Origin of the sequence: Streptomyces sp. AP-93, from assembly GCF_022808175.1 — a bacterium.
Taxonomy (GTDB): Bacteria; Actinomycetota; Actinomycetes; order Streptomycetales; family Streptomycetaceae; genus Streptomyces.
The window spans coordinates 369039-392088 of sequence record NZ_JALGBX010000003.1 but is presented as its reverse complement, the minus strand read 5'-3'; the positions used below and the strand labels follow the sequence as shown (position 1 = coordinate 392088).

Annotated in this window: 16 protein-coding genes; 12 read left to right on the top strand and 4 right to left on the bottom strand. The window is 72.7% G+C overall.

The features are described 5' to 3' along the window. Positions 1 to 52: 52 nt before the first annotated feature. Both MTF69_RS07575 and MTF69_RS07570 read right to left on the bottom strand, forming a co-directional pair. Positions 53 to 298, bottom strand: coding sequence for an antitoxin (locus MTF69_RS07575; RefSeq protein ID WP_243331816.1), 246 nt, complete (start codon positions 296 to 298; stop codon positions 53 to 55). A gap of 22 nt (positions 299 to 320) precedes the next feature. Continuing rightward, positions 321 to 536, bottom strand: coding sequence for a gliding motility protein (locus tag MTF69_RS07570; RefSeq protein WP_243331814.1), 216 nt, complete (start codon positions 534 to 536; stop codon positions 321 to 323). Between the two features lie 174 nt (positions 537 to 710). Here MTF69_RS07570 and miaA point away from each other — a divergent pair, with 174 nt between their 5' ends. The 6 genes from miaA to hflX all read left to right on the top strand — a co-directional run bounded on the left by miaA (position 711) and on the right by hflX (position 8876). Further along, entirely contained in the window at positions 711 to 1649 is a 939-nt protein-coding gene (miaA, locus tag MTF69_RS07565; protein WP_243331813.1) for a tRNA (adenosine(37)-N6)-dimethylallyltransferase MiaA, read from the top strand. A 132-nt stretch (positions 1650 to 1781) separates the two neighbouring features. Continuing rightward, positions 1782 to 2402, top strand: a complete 621-nt coding sequence (locus tag MTF69_RS07560) for a hypothetical protein (protein WP_374322416.1) — start codon at positions 1782 to 1784, stop codon at positions 2400 to 2402. Positions 2403 to 2462: 60 nt separating this feature from the next. Continuing rightward, the gene (gene dapF, locus MTF69_RS07555; protein WP_243331809.1) at positions 2463 to 3338 is read left to right on the top strand and encodes a diaminopimelate epimerase; all 876 of its coding nucleotides are present in this window, start codon (positions 2463 to 2465) and stop codon (positions 3336 to 3338) included. A 140-nt stretch (positions 3339 to 3478) separates the two neighbouring features. Beyond that, positions 3479 to 5569: a bifunctional (p)ppGpp synthetase/guanosine-3',5'-bis(diphosphate) 3'-pyrophosphohydrolase gene (locus MTF69_RS07550; protein ID WP_243331808.1), complete on the top strand. Its 2091-nt coding sequence runs from the start codon at positions 3479 to 3481 to the stop codon at positions 5567 to 5569. Positions 5570 to 5709: 140 nt separating this feature from the next. After that, complete coding sequence (locus MTF69_RS07545) at positions 5710 to 7158, top strand: M1 family metallopeptidase (RefSeq protein ID WP_243331806.1); 1449 nt, start codon at positions 5710 to 5712, stop codon at positions 7156 to 7158. Positions 7159 to 7367: 209 nt separating this feature from the next. Beyond that, positions 7368 to 8876 carry a GTPase HflX gene (hflX, locus tag MTF69_RS07540; RefSeq protein WP_243331804.1) on the top strand — a complete coding sequence of 503 codons (1509 nt, stop codon included), beginning with the start codon at positions 7368 to 7370 and terminating at the stop codon, positions 8874 to 8876. Between the two features lie 71 nt (positions 8877 to 8947). Here the strand turns inward: hflX and MTF69_RS07535 are convergent, their stop codons facing one another. Next, positions 8948 to 10117 (bottom strand): serine protease, encoded by a 1170-nt coding sequence (locus tag MTF69_RS07535; RefSeq protein ID WP_243331802.1) that lies wholly within the window; start codon positions 10115 to 10117, stop codon positions 8948 to 8950. A gap of 403 nt (positions 10118 to 10520) precedes the next feature. On the opposite strand from MTF69_RS07535, the gene MTF69_RS07530 reads away from it, so the two are divergent. The 5 genes from MTF69_RS07530 (at position 10521) to MTF69_RS07510 (ending at position 21079) form a co-directional block, all read left to right on the top strand. After that, a complete protein-coding gene (locus MTF69_RS07530; protein WP_374322414.1) occupies positions 10521 to 11855 on the top strand; it encodes a diaminobutyrate--2-oxoglutarate transaminase family protein in 1335 nt (444 codons plus the stop codon). Positions 11856 to 14503: 2648 nt separating this feature from the next. Further along, on the top strand, positions 14504 to 16366 hold the full coding sequence (locus MTF69_RS07525; RefSeq protein WP_243331928.1) for an IucA/IucC family protein: 1863 nt from the start codon (positions 14504 to 14506) through the stop codon (positions 16364 to 16366). A gap of 32 nt (positions 16367 to 16398) precedes the next feature. Continuing rightward, entirely contained in the window at positions 16399 to 17070 is a 672-nt protein-coding gene (locus MTF69_RS07520) for a GNAT family N-acetyltransferase (protein ID WP_279345470.1), read from the top strand. 117 nt (positions 17071 to 17187) lie between these two features. Next, the gene (locus MTF69_RS07515; RefSeq protein WP_374322361.1) at positions 17188 to 19056 is read left to right on the top strand and encodes an IucA/IucC family siderophore biosynthesis protein; all 1869 of its coding nucleotides are present in this window, start codon (positions 17188 to 17190) and stop codon (positions 19054 to 19056) included. A 52-nt stretch (positions 19057 to 19108) separates the two neighbouring features. Further along, positions 19109 to 21079, top strand: a complete 1971-nt coding sequence (locus MTF69_RS07510; protein ID WP_243331800.1) for an ATP-dependent DNA helicase — start codon at positions 19109 to 19111, stop codon at positions 21077 to 21079. Between the two features lie 154 nt (positions 21080 to 21233). Here the strand turns inward: MTF69_RS07510 and lexA are convergent, their stop codons facing one another. Further along, positions 21234 to 22025, bottom strand: coding sequence for a transcriptional repressor LexA (gene lexA / locus MTF69_RS07505; protein ID WP_243331797.1), 792 nt, complete (start codon positions 22023 to 22025; stop codon positions 21234 to 21236). Between the two features lie 489 nt (positions 22026 to 22514). On the opposite strand from lexA, the gene nrdR reads away from it, so the two are divergent. Then, positions 22515 to 23027: a transcriptional regulator NrdR gene (gene nrdR / locus MTF69_RS07500; RefSeq protein ID WP_214953276.1), complete on the top strand. Its 513-nt coding sequence runs from the start codon at positions 22515 to 22517 to the stop codon at positions 23025 to 23027. The last annotated feature ends 23 nt before the right edge of the window (positions 23028 to 23050 follow it).

Sequence of the window (23050 nt, the reverse complement as noted above, 5' to 3'; positions counted from 1 at the left end):
AGGGGCGCGGCACCCGCAGGTGCCGCGCCCCTTCCGTGATTCCGGGACCGCGTCAGGAAGCGGCCGGCGGCGTCGGGCCGCCGGGAGAGTCCTTGTGCGCGATCTTGCCCAGGGCGTCCTTCGCCTTGTCCGCGCCGCTAGAGATCTGGCCGCTGTACTTGCCCTTGGTCTTGGAGTCGACGGCCTTGGCCATCTTCTCCAGATTCTGGCTGATCTTGCCCTCGTGCTGTGCGGCAAGGTCACCGACCTTGTCCTTGGCGGGCGCGAGCTTGGCCTTCAGATTGTCAAGCAGGCCCATGGGTCACCTTCCAATTGCGAGGCTACTTACGGGCACCCTCTGCGGCCTCGCTGTCCGCGCTGACCTCCGCCGACTGCTGCTTCGGGATCTCGACGGCTTCCACCGCGCTCTCCTCCGCCACAGCCTGCTCGGTCCCGGCCTCGTCGGCCGTCGCGGACTCCACCGTCAGATCCGCGGAAACGACCTCGTCGGTCGTCGCCTGGGTCTTACGGCCGAGAAGCCGGTCCAAAATGCCCATGTCTACTCCTATAACGTTACTCGTGTGAGTGAAGTTCCGCCGTGGACGGGCCGCAGTACGGCAGGCGCGCGCCGGGCCGGAACCCCGCCAAGGCAACGACCCCGGTCCGGTCCCGTCACGTAGCTCGATCGGGTACATGGCATGGCCTTGACCGGGGGCTGCGAGACTGGTGCGGTGAGGAAAGCAGCCCCCGCCCCGCGGGTCATCGCCGTCGTAGGACCCACCGCGGCCGGAAAGTCCGATCTGGGCGTAGCCCTGGCCCGTCATTTCGACGGCGAAGTCGTCAACGCCGACTCGATGCAGCTGTACCGGGGGATGGACATCGGTACCGCCAAACTGACGACGGAGGAGCGCGAAGGGGTTCCGCACCACCTCCTCGACATCTGGGACGTCACCGAGACGGCGAGCGTCGCCGAGTACCAGCGCCTCGCCCGCGCCGAGATCGACAAGCTGCTCGCCCAGGGCCGTACGCCGGTCCTCGTCGGCGGTTCCGGCCTCTACGTCCGCGGCGCGCTCGACGCCATGGAGTTCCCCGGCACCGACCCCGAGGTCCGGGCCCGGCTGGAGGCCGAGGTCACCCTGCGCGGCCCCGGCGCCCTGCACGCCCGCCTCGCCGCCGCCGACCCGGCCGCCGCGCAGGCCATCCTGCCCAGCAACGGCCGCCGCATCGTGCGCGCGCTGGAGGTCATCGAGATCACCGGACGGCCGTTCACCGCCAACCTGCCCGGCCACGAGTCCGTCTACGACACGGTCCAGATCGGCGTGGACGTGGCCCGGCCCGAGCTCGACGAGCGGATCGCGCTGCGCGTGGACCGGATGTGGGAGGCCGGGCTGGTGGACGAGGTCCGCACGCTGGAGGCAGCCGGCCTGCGGGACGGAATCACCGCCTCCAGGGCGCTCGGCTACCAGCAGGTACTGGCCGCCCTCGCCGGGGAGTGCACGCAGGAGGAGGCGCGCGCCGAGACCGTCCGCGCCACCAAGCGGTTCGCCCGCAGGCAGGACTCGTGGTTCCGCCGCGACCCGCGGGTGCACTGGCTCAGCGGGGCCGCCGAGGACCGGGGGGAACTCGCCGGACTCGCGCAGTCGTTGGTCGAACGAGCGGTCACAGCCTGATCACGTGATGGCATCGGGACGCCCCGCACGCCCGTCCCGGGCCTGACGGCGTGCCATCATCGAACTTCCGCCGGTGCCGTCACCGGCGGTGAACGACGGCGTGCGAAGTCCAAGTGGGGAGGGCGCGTGGCGATGGAGGCCGGCCCTCGTGACACCGGTCGGGACGACACCCGACGGGAAACGGACCCGATGCTTCACGGCGCCCTCGCCGACGGCGACGGCCTGCCCGGCGGAGCGCCGGTGACCGCCGACGGGCTCGCTGACGGCCTCCCCGACGGCCTTCCCGACGACCTCCCCGACGGGCTCGCACTGCCCGCGGACGCCGACGGCCTCGGACTGCCCGCGGATCCCGCGCGGCTGACCCCCGACGGCCCCGACGCGCCGGACTCCGCCGAGGCGGAGGCGGCCGCCGCCCCCGCCTTCGAGGTGGAACTGCGCCCCCAGCGCCGGCTGAGGCTGTGGCAGATCGCCCCCATCGTCATGCTGGCCGCGGCCGGATCCCTGATGTTCGCCTTCCCGCTCGCCTTCGAGTTCGGCGACGGCGGAGCGGTCGTCGCCATGCTCGGATTCCTCATCAGCTGCTGCGCGGGCGGCTGGGGCCTGATGGCCGCGCGCCGCGTGGGCTACGCCCTGCCGGGGCTCCCGGCACGCGGTTCCGGGCAGCGGCCCGACTGGCGCCTCGCCCTGCTGTACGCGCTGGTCGCGCTGGGTGTCGTAGCGCTCGCGGTGTACCGGGTGGCCCGGCTCCGTTAGGGCCTGTCGTCCCCAGGGGCGGCCCGGCTGCGCCGGGCGCCGGCTCGGTACCATGGGCGGGTGACGCAGACCAGCCTCTCCTTCCTCAAGGGCCACGGCACCGAGAACGACTTCGTGATCGTCCCGGACCCGGACAACGCCATCGAACTGCCGGCCTCCGCCGTCGCCCGGCTGTGCGACCGGCGGGCCGGGATCGGCGCGGACGGCGTGCTGCACGTCGTGCGCTCCGCCGCGCACCCCGAGGCGGCGTACCTGGCCGACGAGGCCGAGTGGTTCATGGACTACCGCAACAGCGACGGCTCCATCGCCGAGATGTGCGGCAACGGCGTCCGCGTCTTCGCCCGCTACCTCCAGCACGCGGGGCACGTGGAGCCGGGAGACCTGGCCGTCGCCACCCGCGGCGGAGTCAAGCGGGTGCATCTCGACAAGACCGGCGACGTGACCGTCTCCATGGGCCGCGCCGAGCTGCCCGAGGGCGACGTCATCGTCTCCGTCGGGGCCCGTTCCTGGCCCGCGCGCAACGTCAACATGGGGAACCCGCACGCGGTGGCGTTCGTTGACAGCCTGGACGATGCCGGGAAGCTGCTGGACCCGCCCCCGTACAGCCCGGCGTCCGCCTACCCGACGGGTGTCAATGTCGAGTTCGTCGTCGACCGCGGCCCCCGGCACGTCGCCATGCGCGTCCACGAGCGCGGCTCCGGCGAGACCCGCTCCTGCGGCACCGGCGCCTGCGCGGTCGCCGTGGCCGCCATCCGCCGCGACGGCGCGGACCCGGCCGTCACCGGGGCGCCCGTCACGTACACCGTCGATCTGCCCGGTGGCACCCTGGTCATCACCGAGCACCCCGACGGGCGGATCGAGATGACCGGACCCGCCGTGATCGTGGCCGAGGGCGAGTTCGATCCCGCCTGGCTCACCGAAACGGCTTTCGCCTGAAGCTTCCCTCTAATGGGTGATCCGTTTCACGCTGAGCGAGAGGTGGACTGCGCCACGTGGTGGGGTCGGTAGCATCAGGCACCGGCCCTGAGGGCTCACCCCATGCCCACCACCGCCGGCCGATGCCGTCGGAGGTGCCCATGAGTGCAGAGGCCACGAACCCCGAAGCACGTCCCGAAGCGCTCCCTGAACTTCGCAGACGTGGCAGGACCAGGCTTGACCTGCGACGACTCGGACGCGCCGCGCTGCTCGGGCCCACGCCCCGGGATCGGCTGCCGGACGCCATCGGCCACGTCGCCGAAGCGCACCGCGCCCATCACCCCGACGCGGACCTGTCGCTGCTGCGCCGCGCGTACCTGCTCGCGGAGACCTCGCACCGCGGCCAGATGCGCAAGAGCGGTGAGCCGTACATCACACATCCGCTCGCCGTCACGCTCATCCTGGCCGAACTGGGCGCCGAAACCACCACTCTGACGGCCTCGCTCCTCCACGACACCGTCGAGGACACCGACGTGACCCTCGATCAGGTCCGTGAGGAGTTCGGCGACGAGGTCTGCTTCATCGTCGACGGCGTCACCAAGGTCGAGAAGATCGACTACGGCGCCGCCGCCGAGCCCGAGACCTTCCGCAAGATGCTCGTCGCCACCGGCAACGACGTCCGCGTGATGTCCATCAAACTCGCCGACCGGCTGCACAACATGCGCACCCTCGGGGTGATGCGGCCCGAGAAACAGGCACGCATCGCCAAGGTCACCCGAGACGTCCTCATCCCGCTCGCCGAACGGCTCGGCGTACAGGCCCTGAAGACCGAGCTGGAGGACCTCGTCTTCGCGATCCTGCACCCCGAGGAGTACGAGCGCACCCGCGCCCTCATCGCGGCCCACGCGGGCGAACGCGACCCGCTGCCCGCCATCGCCGACTCGGTACGGGCCGTCCTGCGCGACGCGGGCATCGCCGCCGAGGTGGTCGTGCGGCCCCGGCACTTCGTCTCCGTGCACCGCATCTCCCTCAAGCGCGGGGAGCTGCGCGGCTCCGACTTCGGCCGCCTGCTGGTCCTCGTCGGGGAGAACGCGGACTGCTACGCCGTGCTGGGGGAGCTGCACACCTGCTTCACCCCGGTCATCTCCGAGTTCAAGGACTTCATCGCCTCCCCGAAGTTCAACCTCTACCAGTCCCTGCACACCGCCTTCGCCACGCCCGAGGGCTACGTCGCGGAGGTCATCGTCCGGACCCGGCAGATGCACCGGGTCGCGGAGGCGGGCGTGGTGGCGCTCGGCAATCCGTACACGGGCCCGCCGTCCGCGGAGCAGATCGCGGCGGCCGACTGCGACGAGGAGCGGGTGGACCCGACCCGGCCCGGCTGGCTGTCGCGGCTGCTCGACTGGCAGCAGTCGGCGCCCGACCCCGACACCTTCTGGGACGTCCTGCGCTCGGAGCTGGCCCAGGACCGGGAGATCACCGTGTTCCGCGCCGACGGGGGCACCCTGGGCCTGCCGGCCGGCGCCAGCTGTATCGACGCCGCCTACGCGCAGTACGGCGAGGCGGCCCACGGCTGTATCGGCGCCCGGGTCAACGGGCGCCTGACCTCCCTGTCCTCCCGGCTCTCCGACGGGGACACCGTCCAGCTCCTGCTCGCGCACGACGCCTCCTCGGGGCCCACCGCCGACTGGCTGGACCACGCCAGGACCCCGGCCGCCCGGATCGCCGTCAGCAGCTGGCTGGAGGCCCACCCCGACGGGGCCCGGCCCGCCGACGCCGCACCCAGGCCGCCGCTGTCGGTGATCGGCCTCCGCAGCGGCGGGGGCAACGCCGTCGCCGACCTGCCGGACGCCACCGTGCGGCTCGCCGGATGCTGCACCCCTGTACCGCCGGACGCCGTCGAGGGGTTCGTCGTACGCGGCGGGGCCGTCACCGTGCACCGGGTCCACTGCGCGACGGTGGCCCAGATGCGCGCCGTGGGGCGGACCCCGGTCGCCGTGCACTGGCGGGCGACCGCGGACTGCCGGGTGACCCTGCTCGCCGAATCGTTCGGCCGCCCGCACCTGCTGGCCGATCTGACCGAGGCCATCGCCCGCGAGGGGGTCGAGGTGGTCTCCGCGACGGTGGAGCCGCCGGTCGAGCAGCGGGTCCGGCACAGCTACACCCTGCAGCTGCCCGACGCGACGGGCCTCCCGGCGCTGATGCGGGCCATGCGGGACGTGCCCGGGGTCTACGACGTCAGCCGGGCGTAGCCACGACGTCAGCCGCGTAGCCACGACGGCAGCCGGGCGTAGCCACGACGTCAGCCGGGCGTAGCCCGCCCGACCCCTTTCGGGTGGAGCCGTCGCGCGCCGTTCGCAGGCGCGTGGCGGGCGCTGATAAGCGGTGGGGGATGCAGCTCACCTCCCCGCGCCTGCGCGCCGCCCTGCTGGCCGCGGCCTCCCTCACCCTCGTCGCCGCCGTCGTGCCCCCGCCCCAGGCGCTCGGCATCGGCGACCCGCTCTTCCCCGAGCTGGGGAACCCCGGGTACGACGTGCTCTCGTACGACCTGTCCTTCGCCTACAAGAACAACAGCAGCCCCCTCGACGCGGTCACCGTCATCGACGCGCGCAGCCTCGCGCGGCTCGAGACCGTCAACCTCGACTTCACCCACGGCAAAGTGGCCTCCGCCGAGGTCAACGGGGAACCCGCCGCCTTCGGATACGTCGGCGAGGACCTCGTGCTGACCCCCGCCCGGCCGGTGGAGCAGGACCTGCCCCTCCACATCACCGTCCGGCACACGAGCGACCCGCGCGGCCGCGGCGACGGCGGCTGGGTGGTCACCGAGGACGGGCTGGCCATGGCGAACCAGGCCGACGCCGCGCACCGGGTCTTCCCGTGCAACGACCACCCCGCCGACAAGGCGTACTTCACCTTCCGGGTGAGCGCGCCGGCCGGGATGACGGCCGTGGCCAACGGAGTGCCGAGCGCGCTGCCGGCCCGCCTGACGGGCGCCGCGACCACGTGGACGTACCGGACGCTGCACCCGATGGCCACCGAGCTCGCCCAGGTCTCGATCGGCGACTCGGCCGTGGTCCACCGCACGGGCCCGCACGGGCTGCCGCTGCGCGACGTGGTCCCCGCGGCGGACCGGGAGCGGCTCGAGCCGTGGCTGAAGAAGACCGCCGGACACATCGAGTGGATGGAGGCACGGGTCGGCCGCTACCCCTTCGAGAACTACGGCGTGCTGATCGCGAAGGCCCGTACCGGCTTCGAGCTGGAGACGCAGACCCTGTCGCTGTTCGAGAGCGCACTGTTCGCGGGCAGCGGCGGCTACCCCGAGTGGTACGTCGAGTCCGTGATGGTCCACGAGCTGGCCCACCAGTGGTTCGGCGACAGCGTGAGCCCGCGCACCTGGTCCGACCTGTGGCTCAACGAGGGCCACGCCACCTGGTACGAAGCCCTGTACGCGGACGGCCTCGGCAAGTACTCCCTGGAGCGGCGGATGCGCGAGGCGTACCAGCGCTCCGACCAGTGGCGCGCGGCCGGCGGCCCCCCGGCCGCGCCCAAGCCGGCCGCCCCGGGCGAGAAGATCGGGCTGTTCCGGCCGGCGGTCTACGACGGCGCCGCGCTGATCCTGTACGCGCTGCGGCAGGAGATCGGGGTCAAGGCCTTCGACCGGGTGGAGCGGCGCTGGGTGGGGGAGCACCGGGACGGGGTCGCCGGCACGGAGGACTTCGTACGGCTGGCCTCGCAGGAGGCGGGGCGGGACCTGGGGGCGTTCCTGGAGCCGTGGCTGTACGGGAAGAAGACGCCGGCGATGCCGGGGCACCCGGAGTGGAGCGCCCCGAAAAGCGTGTGACGCGTGCGGAACGGGCATGCCACCATCGACGAGGCCGTTCCGCGGGATGCGCTCCGGGGGACCTCCGGGCTCTCCGGGGGATCTCCGGGGGAATCTCGGGGGAGTGTCACACGTTGGACGTGACAGTGTTATGTCACGCGCGGGAGTAGCTTTGGCCTTGGCTCCGCTTCGCCTGACGCGGACGCATTCGAAAACGACGTAAGGATCCAATGACCTCCTCTTCTTCCCCTTCCCAGGACGCGCGGGACGACGCACAGGGTGCGCCGGATCCGCAGAGCTTCACCGAGAGCCTTCGGGCCGACGCCCTGATGGAAGAGGACGTCGCCTGGAGCCACGAGATCGACGGAGACCGGGACGGCGCCCAGTACGAGCGCTCCGAGCGCGCGGCCCTGCGCCGCGTGGTCGGCCTCTCCACCGAGCTCGAAGACGTCACCGAGGTCGAGTACCGCCAGCTCCGCCTGGAGCGGGTCGTCCTCGTGGGCGTATGGACCTCCGGCACGGTGCAGGACGCGGACAACTCCCTCGCGGAGCTCGCCGCCCTCGCCGAGACGGCGGGCGCGCTCGTACTCGACGGAGTGATCCAGCGCCGCGACAAGCCCGACCCGGCCACCTTCATCGGTTCCGGCAAGGCGCGCGAGCTGCGCGACATCGTGATGGAGAGCGGCGCCGACACCGTCGTCTGCGACGGCGAGCTCAGCCCCGGCCAGCTCATCGCCCTCGAAGACGTCGTCAAGGTGAAGGTGGTCGACCGGACCGCGCTCATCCTCGACATCTTCGCCCAGCACGCCAAGTCCCGGGAGGGCAAGGCGCAGGTCGCCCTCGCGCAGATGCAGTACATGCTGCCGCGACTGCGCGGCTGGGGTGCCTCGCTGTCCCGGCAGATGGGTGGCGGCGGCGGTGGCGGCATGGCCACCCGCGGCCCCGGTGAGACCAAGATCGAGACCGACCGGCGCCGGATCCGCGAGAAGATGGCGAAGATGCGCCGGGAGATCGCGGAGATGAAGACCGGCCGCGACATCAAGCGGCAGGAACGGCGCCGCAACAAGGTGCCCTCGGTCGCCATCGCCGGATACACCAACGCAGGCAAGTCCTCTCTGCTCAACCGCCTCACGGGCGCGGGCGTCCTGGTGGAGAACGCACTGTTCGCCACCCTCGACCCGACCGTGCGCCGGGCCGAGACCCCGTCCGGCCGGGTCTACACCCTGGCCGACACGGTCGGCTTCGTCCGGCACCTGCCCCACCACCTCGTCGAGGCGTTCCGCTCCACGATGGAGGAGGTCGGCGACTCCGACCTCATCCTGCACATCGTGGACGGCTCGCACCCGGCGCCGGAGGAGCAGCTGGCGGCGGTCCGCGAGGTCATCCGCGAGGTCGGCGCCGTCAAGGTGCCCGAGATCGTGGTGATCAACAAGGCGGACGCGGCCGACCCGCTGGTGCTCCAGCGCCTGCTGCGGATCGAGAAGCGCTCCATCGCCGTCTCGGCGCGCACGGGTCAGGGCATCGAGGAACTCCTCGCGCTCATCGACGCCGAGCTGCCGCGGCCGGCGATCGAGATCGAGGCCGTCGTTCCGTACACGCGCGGCGGGCTGGTCGCCCGTGCCCACGCCGAGGGCGAGGTGATCTCCGAGGAGCACACGGCGGAGGGCACCCTCCTCAAGGCGCGGGTGCACGCGGAGCTGGCGGCGGAGTTCGCTCCGTACGTGCTCGCGAAGCACTGACGCCCACCGGATGAACGACTGAGGGCCCCCGCAGCAGCGGGGGCCCTCAGCCATGTGGTGCGCCGATGCGGCTACTTGAACTTGCCGCTCACGGCGTCGAAGACGCCCTTCGCCTCCGGGCCCAGCCGCGGCCCGGCCAGCCAGCCCGCCTTGGCGGGACCGATGGAGGTGTTCGACACCAGCGCGGGCTTGCCGTCGCTACCTGCCGCGACCCATCCGCCGCCCGAGGAACCGCCGGTCATCGTGCAGCCGATGCGGTACATCGTGGGGTCGGTCGCGTTCAGCGACAGCCGGCCCGGCTTGTCGGCGCACTGGAAGGTCCTCTGGCCGTCGAACGGAGCCGCCGCCGGGTAGCCGGTGGCCGTCATCTTCGCGATCTTGGGCGCGGCCGGAGCGTTGAACTCCACCGGGAGCGCCGTACCGACCGTCTCCTCCAGCGACTTGCCGCCACCCTTCTCCGGGGTCACGTGCAGCACCGCGAAGTCGTACGGGGCACCCGCGCCGCCGGTCGGCCCGCCGGTCGCGATCCACTGGTCGGAGGTCTGCGCCCAGTCGCTCCACCACACGCCGTACGGGGCCACTTCCTCGCGGGGCGCACCCTTGAGCGCGGCCGCCGACTTGCCCTTGTTGTTGTACGACGGGACGAAGGCGATGTTGCGGTACCAGCCGCCGGACTTGCCCGCGTGCACGCAGTGGCCGGCCGTCCAGACCATGTTGGACCTGCCGGGGTGCGCCGGGTCCTTGATCACGGTCGCCGAGCAGACCATCGACCCCTCGGGGCCGTCGAAGAAGACCTTGCCGGAGGCGGGGACGCTCTGGTGGTAGGGCGGGGCCGCGACCTTGGCCGCCACCGGAGCCGGGGTCGGGTCGGTGACGCCCTGGTCCTTGCCCGCGTCCTGGTCGACGGCGGGAGGCTGCGGCATCTTGTCCGCGTCGCGCATCCGGTCGGAGTCCCAGAGGTCCTCGATGATCGGGTTGATGTAGTCGCCCGCCTCGCGGAGCCAGTCCTCCTTCTTCCAGTTCTTCCACTCACCCCCCTTCCACCTCTCCAGGTCGATGCCGTGCTCCTTGAGCTTGTCCTTCAGCCCGTCCGGGATCTTCACCCCGTCCAGGCTGGTGGGCAGGCTCGCCGCCACGGTCGGCTTGGCGTCGGTCTCACCGTCGCCGGGCCCGCACGCCGCGGCGGTCAGCGCGAGCGCGGCCGCGCACAGGATCGCGGTGACCGGTCGGATCGGTCGCATGTCGTGAATCCCCCTGGTGGTTCGGGATGGTGCCTGGGTTGGCGGGCGTCTGGGTTGCAGCACCCCACTATGCCGCTGCCGTGGGGGACGGCACAGCCCGGGGCACCGGTTCCCCCGGGCGGGACAAGGATCTTGGGCTCACCCGTGATCCGTCGCCGCCACCGTCGTTGGTACGTACGGGGGATGGGGGAGCAGCGTGGGTGTTCGAAGCGCACCCCGGAAGAGCAACCGTGCGGGAGGAGCGACACTCGTGCCTTTGACGGCTTGGACGGGCGAGCAGGCCACGGCCGGGGCGGAGGTTCCGGCGCAGACGAACCGGGTTCCGGAGGCAGGGCAGTTCGCGGAACCGGGCCCGGCGGCGGGTGCGGTGGCGGGTCTGCCGGCCGGTCCGGCGGCTGCTCCGGTGGCGGCTCCGGTGGCAGCTCCGGCGGTGGGGCGCGGGCCCGGGCCGGCCGCGGCCGAGGGGATCCTGCGCAGGCAGGCGCAACGGGAGTCCGCCGCACGGACGTACGCGCGCTCCCTGCCCATCGTGCCGGTGCGCGCACGGGGGTTGACCATCGAGGGGGCGGACGGACGCCGCTACCTCGACTGCCTCTCCGGCGCCGGAACCCTCGCCCTCGGCCACAACCACCCGGTGGTGCTCGAAGCCATCCGCGGGGTCCTCGACTCGGGAGCCCCGCTGCACGTGCTGGACCTCGCGACTCCGGTCAAGGACGCCTTCACCACCGAGCTGTTCGCCAGCCTGCCGGCGGAGCTGGCCGCGGACGCCCGCATCCAGTTCTGCGGACCGGCCGGGACGGACGCGGTGGAGGCCGCGCTCACCCTCGTCCGCACCGCGACCGGACGGTCCGGGATGCTCGCCTTCACGGGCGCCTACCACGGCATGACCACGGGAGCGCTGGCCGTCTCCGGCGGGGCCGCGGACGTACGGGTGACCCGGCTGCCGTACCCGCAGGACCGCCGCTGCCCGTTCGGAGTCGGCGGGGCCGAGGGCGCGGAACTGTCGGCCCGTTGGACGCGGAACCTGCTCGACGACCCCAAGAGCGGGGTGCCCGCGCCCGCCGGGATGATCGTCGAACCCGTCCAGGGAGAGGGCGGAGTCCACCCCGCCCCCGACGCCTGGCTGCGCAGGATGCGGGAGATCACGGCGGAGCGGGGGATCCCGCTGATCGCCGACGAGGTCCAGACGGGGGTCGGGCGCACCGGGGCCTTCTGGGGGGTCGACCACGCGGGGGTCGTCCCCGACGTGATGGTGCTCTCCAAAGCCATCGGGGGCAGCCTCCCGCTCGCGGTGATCGTGTACGGGGCGGAGCTGGACCAGTGGGCCCCCGGCGCCCACGCCGGCACCTTCCGCGGCAACCAGCTCGCCATGGCGGCGGGCACCGCGACGCTGGCCTACGTCCGGGAGAACGGCCTCGCGGAGCGCGCGGCGAGCCTGGGCGCGCGCATGCTCGCCGCGCTGCGCGGCCTGATCCCGGCCCACCCGTGCGTGGCGGACGTACGGGGCCGCGGGCTGATGATCGGCGTCGAACTGGCCGACCCCGACACCGGGGAAGCCTCGCCGGACCTCGCGGTGGCCGTCCGCCAGGCCTGCCTGGACCGGGGCCTCATCGTCGAACTCGGGGGCCGCCACTCCAGCGTCGTCCGCCTCCTCCCCCCTCTCACCCTGACCGACGAGCAGGCCTCAGCCGTCCTCGACCGCCTCGCCGACGCCATCTCCGCCGCCACCCGCCGCTAAGGACCCCAATGCCCAACCCCCTCCACCCCTCCCCGCCCCCCACCCCTCCGCCCGCCGACGCGCTCCACCCCACACCGCGCTCGGGCACCACCCCCCCGCCCGCCGACGCGGCCCCCCCTGCGCCCTCCCTGGATCCCTCCTCTCCGCGCGCCGACGTGGTCCCTCCTGTGCCCTCTTTGGGTCCCGCCTCTCCGTCCGTCGACGTGGTCCCTCCTGTGCCCTCTTTGGGTCCCGCCTCTCCGTCCGCTGACGTGGTCCCTCCTGTGCCCTCCGTGGGTCCTGCCTCTCCGTCCGTCGAGGTGGTCCCTCCTGTGCCCTCCGTGGGTCCCGCCTCTCCGTCCGTCGACGTGGTCCCTCCTGTGCCCTCTTTGGGTCCTGCCTCTCCGCGCGCCGACGTGGTCTCCCCTGTGCCCTCCTTGGGCCTCACCTCTCGGTCCGTCGACGTGGTCCCTCCTGTGCCCTCCGTGGGTCCTGCCTCTCCGTCTGCCGACGTGGTCCCCCCTGCGCCCTCCTTGGGACCCATCCCTCCCCCTACCGAGGCGCCGTATCCTGTGCCCTCCTTGGGCCCCACCCTTCCGCAGTCCGCTTCCGCGCAGCCACCGGCCAACCCCGTACCACCACCGGTGGCGCCCACCACTCCGCTACGGTCCCCGCAGCCTCCGGCTGAGTCCGCGCCACCGAAGCCGATGCCTGCCTACGCCCTGCCGTCGCCGGACTCTCCGCCCGCCTCCGCCCTGCAGCTGTCGGCGTCGGCTGATCGGCTGAGTCCGCCGCTTCCGCAGGCCGCTGTTGTGCCGCCCTCGGCGGTGCCTGCCGAGGTGCCTGCCGATCCGCCACGGTCCCCTCTTGCTGCGGCTGAGTCTGCGCCGCCGGCCCCGGAGCCTGTCAATCCGCTGCTGTCGACGGGGTCTTCGCCTGCCCCCGCCCTGGCGCCGTCCGTGTCCGCTGACCGGCTGAGTTCCCCGCTCGCCCCGGCCGCCGCCGCATCGCCCCTCTCGGCGCCTGCCTCGCTCATGGCGGCTGAGTCCGCCCCTCCGCCGCCGGTGCCGGCTGATCTGCTGTCGGTGCCCGCTGATGGGCTGGGTTCGCCGATTCCTCCGGGTGTCTCTGTGCCGCCTTCCTCGGCGTCCGCCGATCAGCCACGGCCGTCCCCCCTTGCTGCGGCTGCGCCGCTGCAGCCCATGTCGGGGCCGGCCCTGGGTCCGCCACCCGGCGCAGGGAGCGGTCCGGTCGAGCCTTCCCACGCCCAGGGCTCTCCCCCTTCCCCCGGGTACAGGCCCATGTCCTCCATGCCCGCCCCCGTCAGCTCCTCGCCACCGTCGACTCCGGAGGAGACCGCGGCCCTCTCAACAGCGTCAGCCCCTCCTCCCGGCGTCCCGCCCACCGTCGGGGCACCGCCAGCGGCCGCCCAGGGTTCGGCTGCTGCGGTCGGGCACCGGCCCTCGCTGCTTCCGACCATCTCCGCCGGGCTCCTGCAACCCCCGACCCCCGCACCCGGGGCCCGACCCGTCGCCGAGAGCACGCCGGCGTCGTCTCCCACCACCCCAGCCGGACCTACGCCGCCGCCGTCGGCCCCGGCCCCGGCCCTTGGCGGGGCGCCGACGCCACCGCCGGATGACCACCCTTCTCCGTACCTGACAGCTTTCAACGAGCACCCGCCGACCCAGCACGGGAAGCCTTTCGGTACCGAGCCCACGGCTCCCGCTCCGAGCCCGGCCCTGGCCGTCCCAGGGGCCCCGGACGGGCCGGCTCCAGTCGGCGCCACCTCGGCCGTGATGGCTGCGCCCACGTGGGCCGCCCCCTCTGCCTCCCTGGACGGCAGGTCCGGCCCGTCGCCGTCCGGTGCCACGGCCCAACCTGCTCCGCCCACTTCTCCTACGGCCACGGGCACCGAGCCTGCGCCCGCCGCCCCGTGGCAGCCGCCACCCGTTCCAGCGGAACGTTCTCCCCAGCCAACCTCCCCTCCCGCCGGGCCCGGCGGATTGCCCCCCACCGCCACCGCGCGGCCGCCGCTGCTCGCTCCAGCAGACAGTGCCCCCCGGCCGGCCGTTGATCCGGCCGTGTCCGCCGGTTCCTCGCCCACCCCCACCGCATGGCCGCCGCTGCTTGCTCCAGCGGACAGTGCCCCCCGGCCGGCCGTTGATCCGGCCGTGTCCGCTGGATCTTCTCCCGCCCCCACCGCGTGGCCGCCGTTGGCCGGTGCCGTGGCGTGGTCCGGGGTACCGGCTACCAGCGACGACTCGCGCAGTGCGCCTTCGCCCGCGGCCTCGCCGCCGGCCTACGGCGCTGGTCCGGCCAGCCGGGCAGGGGGTATGCCGGCCGAGGGGTCCGCGGACGCCCGCGCCGGGCTTCCCGGGGCGGAGGCTCGGGGAGCGTCGCCCGGCCCGGGCCCGGGCGCCGGCTCCTCGGCCGACTCGGCGCCGCCCGGCCCGGGGGGTTCGGACGGGCTGCCCTCGGGGGGGCAGGGCAATGCCGTGCCCAAGGGGCCTTCCGAGGTGGCCCCTTCGGCCTTCGGTTCCACCACCGCGCCCATCGCCGCCCAGGACGCTGAGGCCCCGCGACCCGGCGCAGCCGAACCGGGGGAGCGGGCCGCAGCGTCCGCGTCGCCGGGGGACGGCTGCACCGGTCCTGCCGGCGCCTTCCCGGGCATGCCGGCCGCGGGCATGCCCTGGTGGGCGGCCGAGTCGCAGGCACCCGCCGCGGTGCCACGGCAGAAGGACGGCACCGCCCGGCCCCGCGCGGGAGCGGCGGACCCCTTGGACCATCCCGACCCCAGGGTCGCCGCCGAGGCCGCCTCGGTGGAGAACCTGCTGCGCTGCTGGGTCCGCGAGACCGGACTCGAACAGCCCGTCGGCCCCGTCCTGCGCATCCCCCTCCCCGCATCGGGCGCCGCCCTGCTCGTCGCCGTCCGATACTGGTCCGCGGCCGGCTGGCACCGCTTCGGCCCGGCCCGCATCGAAGGCGTACTCGCCGGCGCCCCCGCCGTGGACGCGGTCACCCTCGCGGCACTGATCGCCCGCGAAGGCGACGGCGGCCCCGGAACCGGCGCCCCCAGCGACGGCGGCCCCGGCGACCCCGGCAGCGCCGACCTCGTCGGCCGGGTCGCCGACTCGGTGCGCCGGACCGCCGAGTTCATCAGCGACCGCCGCCAACGCCCGGCCGCACCCGGCCCCGTCGCCGCGGACCGGTTCCTCACCGCCGAACAGTCCCTCCTCCTCGGCCACCCGCTCCACCCGACCCCGAAGAGCCGCGAAGGGCTCTCCGAAGCCGAAGTGCGCCGCTACTCACCCGAACTCCACGGCTCCTTCCCCCTGCACTGGGTGGCGGTCGAACCCGCCGCCCTCGCCACCGACTCCGCCTGGACCGAACGCGGCCGCCCGGTCTCCGCCGCCCGGCTGCTGGGCCGCCTCGCCCCCGGCCTCCCGGTGCCCGACGGCGCCACCCCCCTTCCCCTTCACCCCTGGCAGGTCCGCGACCTGCTCCAGCGCCCCGCGGTCGCCGCCCTCCGCGATGCGGGACTCCTCCACGACCTGGGCCCGTACGGCGCCCCCTGGTACCCGACCTCCTCCATCCGCACCGTCCACCAGCCCGGCGCCCCCGCGATGCTCAAGCTCTCCTTGGGCCTGCGCATCACCAACTCCCGCCGCGAGAACCTCCGCAAGGAACTGCACCGCGGCATCGAGGTGCACCGACTGCTCCGCACCGGACTCGCCGAGCGGTGGCAGGCCGCCCACCCCGGCTTCGACATCGTCCGCGATCCCGCCTGGGTCGCCGTCGACACCCCGGACGACGGCCCCGTCCCCGGACTCGACGTCCTGCTGCGTCACAACCCCTTCCGACCGGGCGACGACGCCCTCTGCGTCGCCGCACTCACCGCACCGCGCCCGTGGCCCGGGCGGGCCACCATGAGCTCCCGCCTCGCCGAGACCGTCTCGCGCCTCGCCACCACCACCGGGCGGACGACCTCCGCCGTCGCCGCCGAGTGGTTCCTGCGCTACCTCGAACACGTCGTCCTGCCGGTCCTCGCCTTCGACGCGCTCGCCGGCATCGCCCTCGAAGCGCACCAGCAGAACACGCTGGTCCTCCTCGACCCGGCCGGCTGGCCGGTCGGCGGCCGCTACCGCGACAACCAGGGCTACTACTTCCGCGCCTCCCGCCGCGCGGAACTGGAGCGCCGGCTCCCCGGAATCGGCGCCACGAGCGACACCTTCGTCTCCGACGCCGTCACCGACGAGCGCTTCGCCTACTACCTCGGCATCAACAACGTGCTCGGTCTCATCGGAGCCTTCGGATCCCAGCGGCTCGCCGACGAACGCGTCCTGCTGGCCGCCTTCCGTCGATTCCTCGGCAAGGCCACGGGCCTCGGCCCGCTCCCCGAGAGGCTGCTCGACTCGCCCACCCTGCGCTGCAAGGCGAATCTGCTCACCCGCCTCGGAGGCCTGGACGAGCTCGTCGGCCCCGTCGACACCCAGTCCGTCTACGTCACCATCGCCAACCCCCTTCACGAATGACGCGTCCCCACAGCAACGGAGAAGAGCCACCGATGCCCTCCACCGACTTCCACACCGGCGTGCTCCTCACCGATGAGCTCCGCACCGCCGCGCCGCGTCTCAGCGCCGAGTCGCTGCCCCAGCTCGCCGAGGCCGATCTCCTCGACTCCCCGGCGGCCTGGGGCGGCGTCACGACGCGGTCCGGCGTCTTCAGCCTCGAACCCGTACGGCTGCGCCGCGACCTGAAGCTGCTCACCGCCTGGATGAACGACCCGCAGGTGGACGCCTATTGGGGACTCGCCGGCCCCGCCGCCGTCACCGCCGCCCACGTATGGGCACAGCTGACCGGGGGCAGCCGCAGCATCCCGTGTCTCGGCCTCCTCGACGGCACGCCGATGAGCTACTGGGAGATCTACCGGGCCGACCTCGACCCGCTCGCCGCGCACTACCCGGCGCGCCCCCACGACACGGGTATCCACCTGCTCATCGGAGACGGCACGAACCGCGGCCGAGGTCTGGGCACCGAGCTCCTGCGCGCCGTCGCCGACCTGGTGCTCGACAACCGCCCCCGCTGCATGCGGGTCATCGCCGAACCGGACATCCGCAACACCCCCTCCGTATCAGCCTTCCTGAACTCCGGCTTCCGCTGCCCCGCCGAAATCGAACTGCCCGGCAAGCGAGCCGCCTTGATGATCCGGGAGCGGGCGCTGCGCAATCTCCTCTGACTGCCGCCCCGCACGTCCCGTACCTCCAGGCCGTTCCCGCACATCTCTTCACTTCCCGTACCTCTCACCTCGAAAACTCTGCGCCACGCAGCAAAGTTCCCGATCCCGAGGAGTCCCGTGCAGAATTTCTCCGCAGCCCCCGACTCCCCAGGCCCGCACTTCCCCGACACCGTGCCCCCGTCGCCCCAGCACCCGTGCACACCGCCCGAACTGAACCGTCCCACCTGGGATTTCGCCGCTCGCCGCCTGCTCGCCAAGATGCTCGGCGAGTTCGCGTACGAGGAGATCATCACCCCGGTCCCCGCCCCGGCCGCCTCCGGTGACGCCTGGACGCTGACCCTCGACGACGGCAGCAGCCTCGGCTTCCGGGCCCGCCGCCGCTCGTACGGCAGCTGGCACGTCGCACCCGACACGATCACCCTCACCCCGCAGCCCGCCGAATCCGGGTCGCCGACCGCCTTCGGGGACCCGTACGCCTTCCTCATCCGCGCGCGCACGCTCCTCGCTCTCGACGGTGCCACCCTCGGTCACCTCGTCCGCGAGCTCAGCGCCACGCTCGCGGCCGACGCCCGCATCGATCACACCGCGCTGACCGCGGACGTCCTCGCGGACCTCGACTACGCGGCCCTCGAGGGCCACCAGACCGGCCACCCCTGGCTCGTCCTCAACAAGGGGCGGATCGGACTCTCCGCCTCCGACACCACCGCCTGGGCACCCGAGGCCCGCACCGCCCAGCGCCTGCCCTGGCTCGCCGCGCACACCTCCCTCGCGCACTACCGCGGCACCGCCGGCCTCGAAGACCCCGCCCGGCTCTACTCCGCCGAGCTCGACCCCGTCACCCGCGCCCTCTTCGACCGGACCCTGCGCGACCGCGGCCTCGACCCGCTCGGCTACCTCTACCTCCCCGTCCACCCCTGGCAATGGGACGAGGTCGTCCTGCCCCTCTTCGCGCCGGCCCTCGCCGCGGGCACCCTGGTCCCGCTCCCCGCCGACCCCGACCTCCGCCTCCCCCAGCAGTCGATCCGGACCTTCCTCAACCTCACCCGCCCCGACCGCCACAGCGTCAAACTGCCGCTCTCGATCTTCAACACGATGGTCTGGCGCGGCCTCCCCTCGGACCTGGCCCTCGCGGCGCCCGCCGTCACCGCCTGGATCCACTCCCTGCGCGACGGCGATGCCTTCCTCCGCGAGGAATGCGGGGTGATCCTGCTGGGCGAGGTCGCCTCCGTCACGGTCCGCCACCCCGTCTACGACGCGCTCCCCGAAGTCCCGTACCAGTACAAGGAGCTCCTCGGCGCGATCTGGCGCGAGCCGCTGACCGGACACCTCGCCCCCGGCGAGCGGGCCCGCACCCTCTCCTCGCTCCTGCACGTCGATCCCCGCGGCCGGTCCTTCACCGCCGAGCTCGTCGCCCGCTCCGGCCTGACCCCCACCGTCTGGCTCCAGCGCCTCTTCGCCGCCCTGCTGCCTCCGCTGCTCCGCTTCCTCTACCGCTACGGCACCGTCTTCTCCCCGCACGGCGAGAACGCCGTCGTGATCTTCGACGAGCACGACGTCCCGGTCCGGCTCGCGGTCAAGGACTTCGTGGACGACGTCAACATCAGCGCCGAACCGCTGCCCGAGCTGGCGGCCATGCCCGACGAGGTCCGTGCGGTCCTGCTCACCGAGCCCGCGGACTTCCTGCCCCAGTTCATCCACTCCGGGCTCTTCGTCGGCGTCTTCCGCTACCTCTCCGCCCTCTGCGAGGACCGGCTCGGGGTCGCGGAGGACACGTTCTGGTCCCTCGTGCGGGCGGAGATCCTCCGCCACCAGGCCCGTTTCCCGGAGCTCAAGGAGCGCTACGAGCTCTTCGACCTCCTCGGCGAACGCATCGGGAGGCTCTGTCTCAACAGGAACCGTCTCTACGAGGACGGCTACCGCGACCGCCCCGACCGCCCGCACGCCGTCCGGTACGGGACCGTGCCGAACCCCCTCCACCGGTCATGACCGCTCGCCGGTGCGGTCACTGTCGGCGGGGCCCCGTAGGGTTGGCAGTGCTATGACGAAGCCCTCCCTCCCCGACCTGCTGCACGCCGCCGTCTCCGCCGTCGGCGGCACGGAGCGCCCCGGCCAGGTGGCCATGGCCGAAGCCGTCGCCGAAGCGATCGACGACAACTCCCACCGCCTCATCCAGGCGGGTACCGGCACCGGTAAGTCCCTGGGCTACCTGGTGCCGGCCCTCGCGCACGGCGAGCGCGTGGTCGTGGCCACGGCGACGCTGGCCCTCCAGCGCCAGCTCGTCGAGCGCGACCTGCCCCGGACGGTGGAGGCGCTGCATCCGCAGCTCCGCCGCCGCCCGCAGTTCGCCATGCTCAAGGGCCGCTCCAACTACCTGTGCCTGCACCGTCTGCACGAGGGCGCCCCGCAGGACGAGGAGGAGGGCCTCTTCGACCAGTTCGAGGCGGCCACCCCGACCAGCAAGCTGGGGCAGGACCTGCTGCGGCTGCGCGACTGGGCGGACGAGACCGAGACGGGCGACCGCGACGACCTCACCCCGGGTGTCTCCGACAAGGCCTGGGCGCAGATCTCCGTCTCCTCCCGCGAATGCCTGGGCGCCACGAAGTGCGCGTACGGAGCGGAGTGCTTCGCCGAGGCCGCCCGCGAGCGGGCCAAGCTCGCGGACGTGGTCGTCACCAATCACGCACTTCTCGCCATCGACGCGATCGAGGGCGCCCCGGTGCTCCCGCAGCACGAGGTGCTGATCGTCGACGAGGCCCACGAGCTGGTGTCCCGGGTGACCGGGGTCGCCACGGGAGAGCTCACCCCGGGCCAGGTCAACCGCGCCGTGAAGCGCGCGGCGAAGCTGGTCGACGAGAAGACCGCCGACTCCCTGCAGACCGCGTCCGAGACCTTCGAGCGGGTCATGGAGCTGGCCCTCCCCGGCCGCCTGGAGGAGATCCCCGAGGACCTCGGCTACGCGCTGATGGCCCTGCGGGACGCCTCGCGCAGCGTGATCTCGGCGATCGGCAACACCCGCGACAAGTCCGTCCACGACGAGGACGCCGTCCGCAAGCAGGCGCTCGCCGCGGTGGAGAGCGTGCACGGGGTGGCGGAGCGGATCGTGGCCGGCTCCGAGTACGACGTGGTCTGGTACGAACGCCACGACCGCTTCGGCGCCACCCTGCGGGTCGCTCCGCTCTCGGTGTCCGGCTTGCTGCGCGAGAAGCTGTTCGCGGAGCGCTCGGTGGTCCTGACGTCCGCGACCCTCAAGCTCGGCGGTGACTTCAACGGGGTCGCCGCGTCGATGGGCCTGTCCCCGGAAGGCGTCGAGGGCGAGGACGTGCCGCAGTGGAAGGGCCTGGACGTCGGCTCGCCCTTCGACTATCCCAAGCAGGGCATCCTCTACGTCGCCAAGCACCTGGCCACCCCCGGCCGCGAGGGAACCCGCGGCGACATGGTGGACGAGCTCGCCGAGCTGATCGAGGCGGCGGGCGGCCGCACCCTCGGACTGTTCTCCTCCATGCGCGGCGCGAAGGCCGCCGCCGAGGAGCTGCGCGGCCGGCTCGACAACCCGATCCTGCTCCAAGGCGAGGAGACGCTCGGCGAGCTGATCAAGGCCTTCGCCGCCGACCCGAAGACCTGCCTGTTCGGGACCCTGTCGCTGTGGCAGGGGGTGGATGTGCCGGGGCCCAGCTGTCAGCTGGTGGTCATGGACAGGATCCCGTTCCCGCGTCCCGACGACCCGCTGATGAGCGCTCGGCAGAAGGCGGTCGAGGAGCGCGGTGGGAACGGCTTCATGTCCGTCGCGGCGACGCACGCGGCCCTGCTCATGGCCCAGGGCGCGGGCCGGCTCGTACGGGCCACCGGCGACAAGGGTGTCGTCGCGGTCCTGGACCCCCGGCTGGCCACGGCCCGGTACGGGAGCTTCCTGCGGGCCACGCTGCCGGACTTCTGGTACACCACGGACCGCAATCAGGTCCGCCGCTCGCTCGCCGCGATCGACGCCGCCGCACAGGCCGACGCGAAGTAGTTGTGGGAGCACGAGCAGCAACCATCAATTGAGCAACCCAAGCGGCGAGCAACCACGTCCGCGAGAGCGGCGGCGGTTTAGCCGCAAAGGGGGGACGCAAAGCAGCTCCGGGACCGGCGCAGTAGGTCCCGGAGCTGGATGGGGGCGCAGGCGATCAGAGCCGGCGCAGTACGGCCACGACCTTGCCGAGGATGGTGGCCTCGTCGCCGGGGATCGGCTGGTAGGCGGCGTTGTGGGGGAGCAGCCAGACATGGCCGTCCTCGCGCTTGAAACGCTTCACCGTGGCCTCGCCGTCGAGCATGGCGGCGACGATGTCCCCGTTTTCCGCGACGGGCTGACGACGGACCGTGACCCAGTCGCCGTCACAGATCGCGGCCTCGATCATGGAGTCGCCGACGACCTTGAGGCAGAACAGTTCGCCGTCGCCGACGAGCTGGCGGGGGAGGGGGAACACGTCCTCCACCGACTCCTCGGCGAGGATCGGGCCACCGGCCGCGATCCGGCCGACCAGGGGGACGTAGGAGGCCGCGGGCTTGCCCGTGGTGTCCGTGGGCTGCGAGCTGGGCTGGTCGGAGCCCCGTACCTCATACGCCCGGGGGCGGTGGGGGTCACGGCGCAGGAAGCCCTTGCGCTCCAGGGCCATCAGCTGGTGCGCGACCGAAGACGTGCTGGACAGGCCGACGGCCTGGCCGATCTCCCGCATCGACGGCGGGTAACCGCGCCGCTGCACCGAGTCGCGGATTACCTCGATGACCCTCCGCTGCCGGTCCGTGAGCCCGGAGCTGTCGGCGCGGATGCCTGGAGGTCGCCCTGGCAGCGAGCGTGCGGGGCGTACGGGCTCCGCCTCCGGGTTCAGACTTGCGTCATTCATGGCATGCACCGGCTCAAGTCGGCTCTGGGAGCGGTTCTGGGCAGTGATGGTGGCACTGTCTGCGGTGGTGGTCACGTCGGCCCCTCTCGAAATGTTCTCCCTAGCTGGACAACGGTAGTTGCTTTCGAAAGGTTGCGCCAAACACACGTTCGAGTGAAAAATCGGAGATCACCCACCGTGTTCACTTCGTGAGGTGTATGGACCGCTGCGTGGACCGCCGATGGGTGATCCGGACCGAATGGGGGTTCGGCTGCGGAGCCACTGCTTACGGTACCCTTCCGGGTCGGGTCGCCACCGTCCGGGCCCGCGCCCAGTGTGGCACCGAGAGGCCTGTCATCCGGCCATCGGACACCGCGACACGCGGAGCGGTGTAAATCCACCACAACCCAAGATCTAGTGGTTGGATGAGCGCTGCCACCCAGAAGTTGTGGTCCTCGGTCTGCCGGGGTCCCCGACATCGCATATGCTTGTGGCTGCTTCGAGAGCCTCCGACAGAGCTTCGACTCTGCCGTTCAGGGGTCTCACGAGGTGATTCAGTCGTGCCAAGAGGAGGGTGAGGGAACCATGCACTGCCCCTTCTGCAGGCACCCCGACAGCCGTGTCGTCGACAGTCGCACCACCGACGACGGCACGTCGATCCGCCGGCGCCGCCAGTGCCCCGACTGCTCCCGTCGCTTCACGACGGTGGAGACGGCCTCACTGATGGTGATCAAGCGCAGCGGGGTGACCGAACCCTTCAGCCGTACCAAGGTCATCTCCGGCGTGCGCAAGGCGTGCCAGGGGCGGCCGGTCACCGAGGACGCCCTCGCCAAACTCGGCCAGCGGGTCGAGGAGGCGCTGCGCGCCACCGGGAGCGCCGAGCTGACCACCCACGACGTGGGTCTGGCCATACTCGGCCCGTTGCAGGAGCTCGATCTGGTCGCGTACCTCCGGTTCGCGTCCGTTTACAAGGCGTTCGACACACTCGAAGACTTCGAGACCGCCATCGCGGAACTCCGCGTGCCGCGGCCTCACCCCGAAGAGTGCGAGCCCGGTGGGACCGCTCCGGTCCCCGTGCCCGCCTCCGCCGCCGACTGACCGGACGGCCCGTTCCGCGCCGT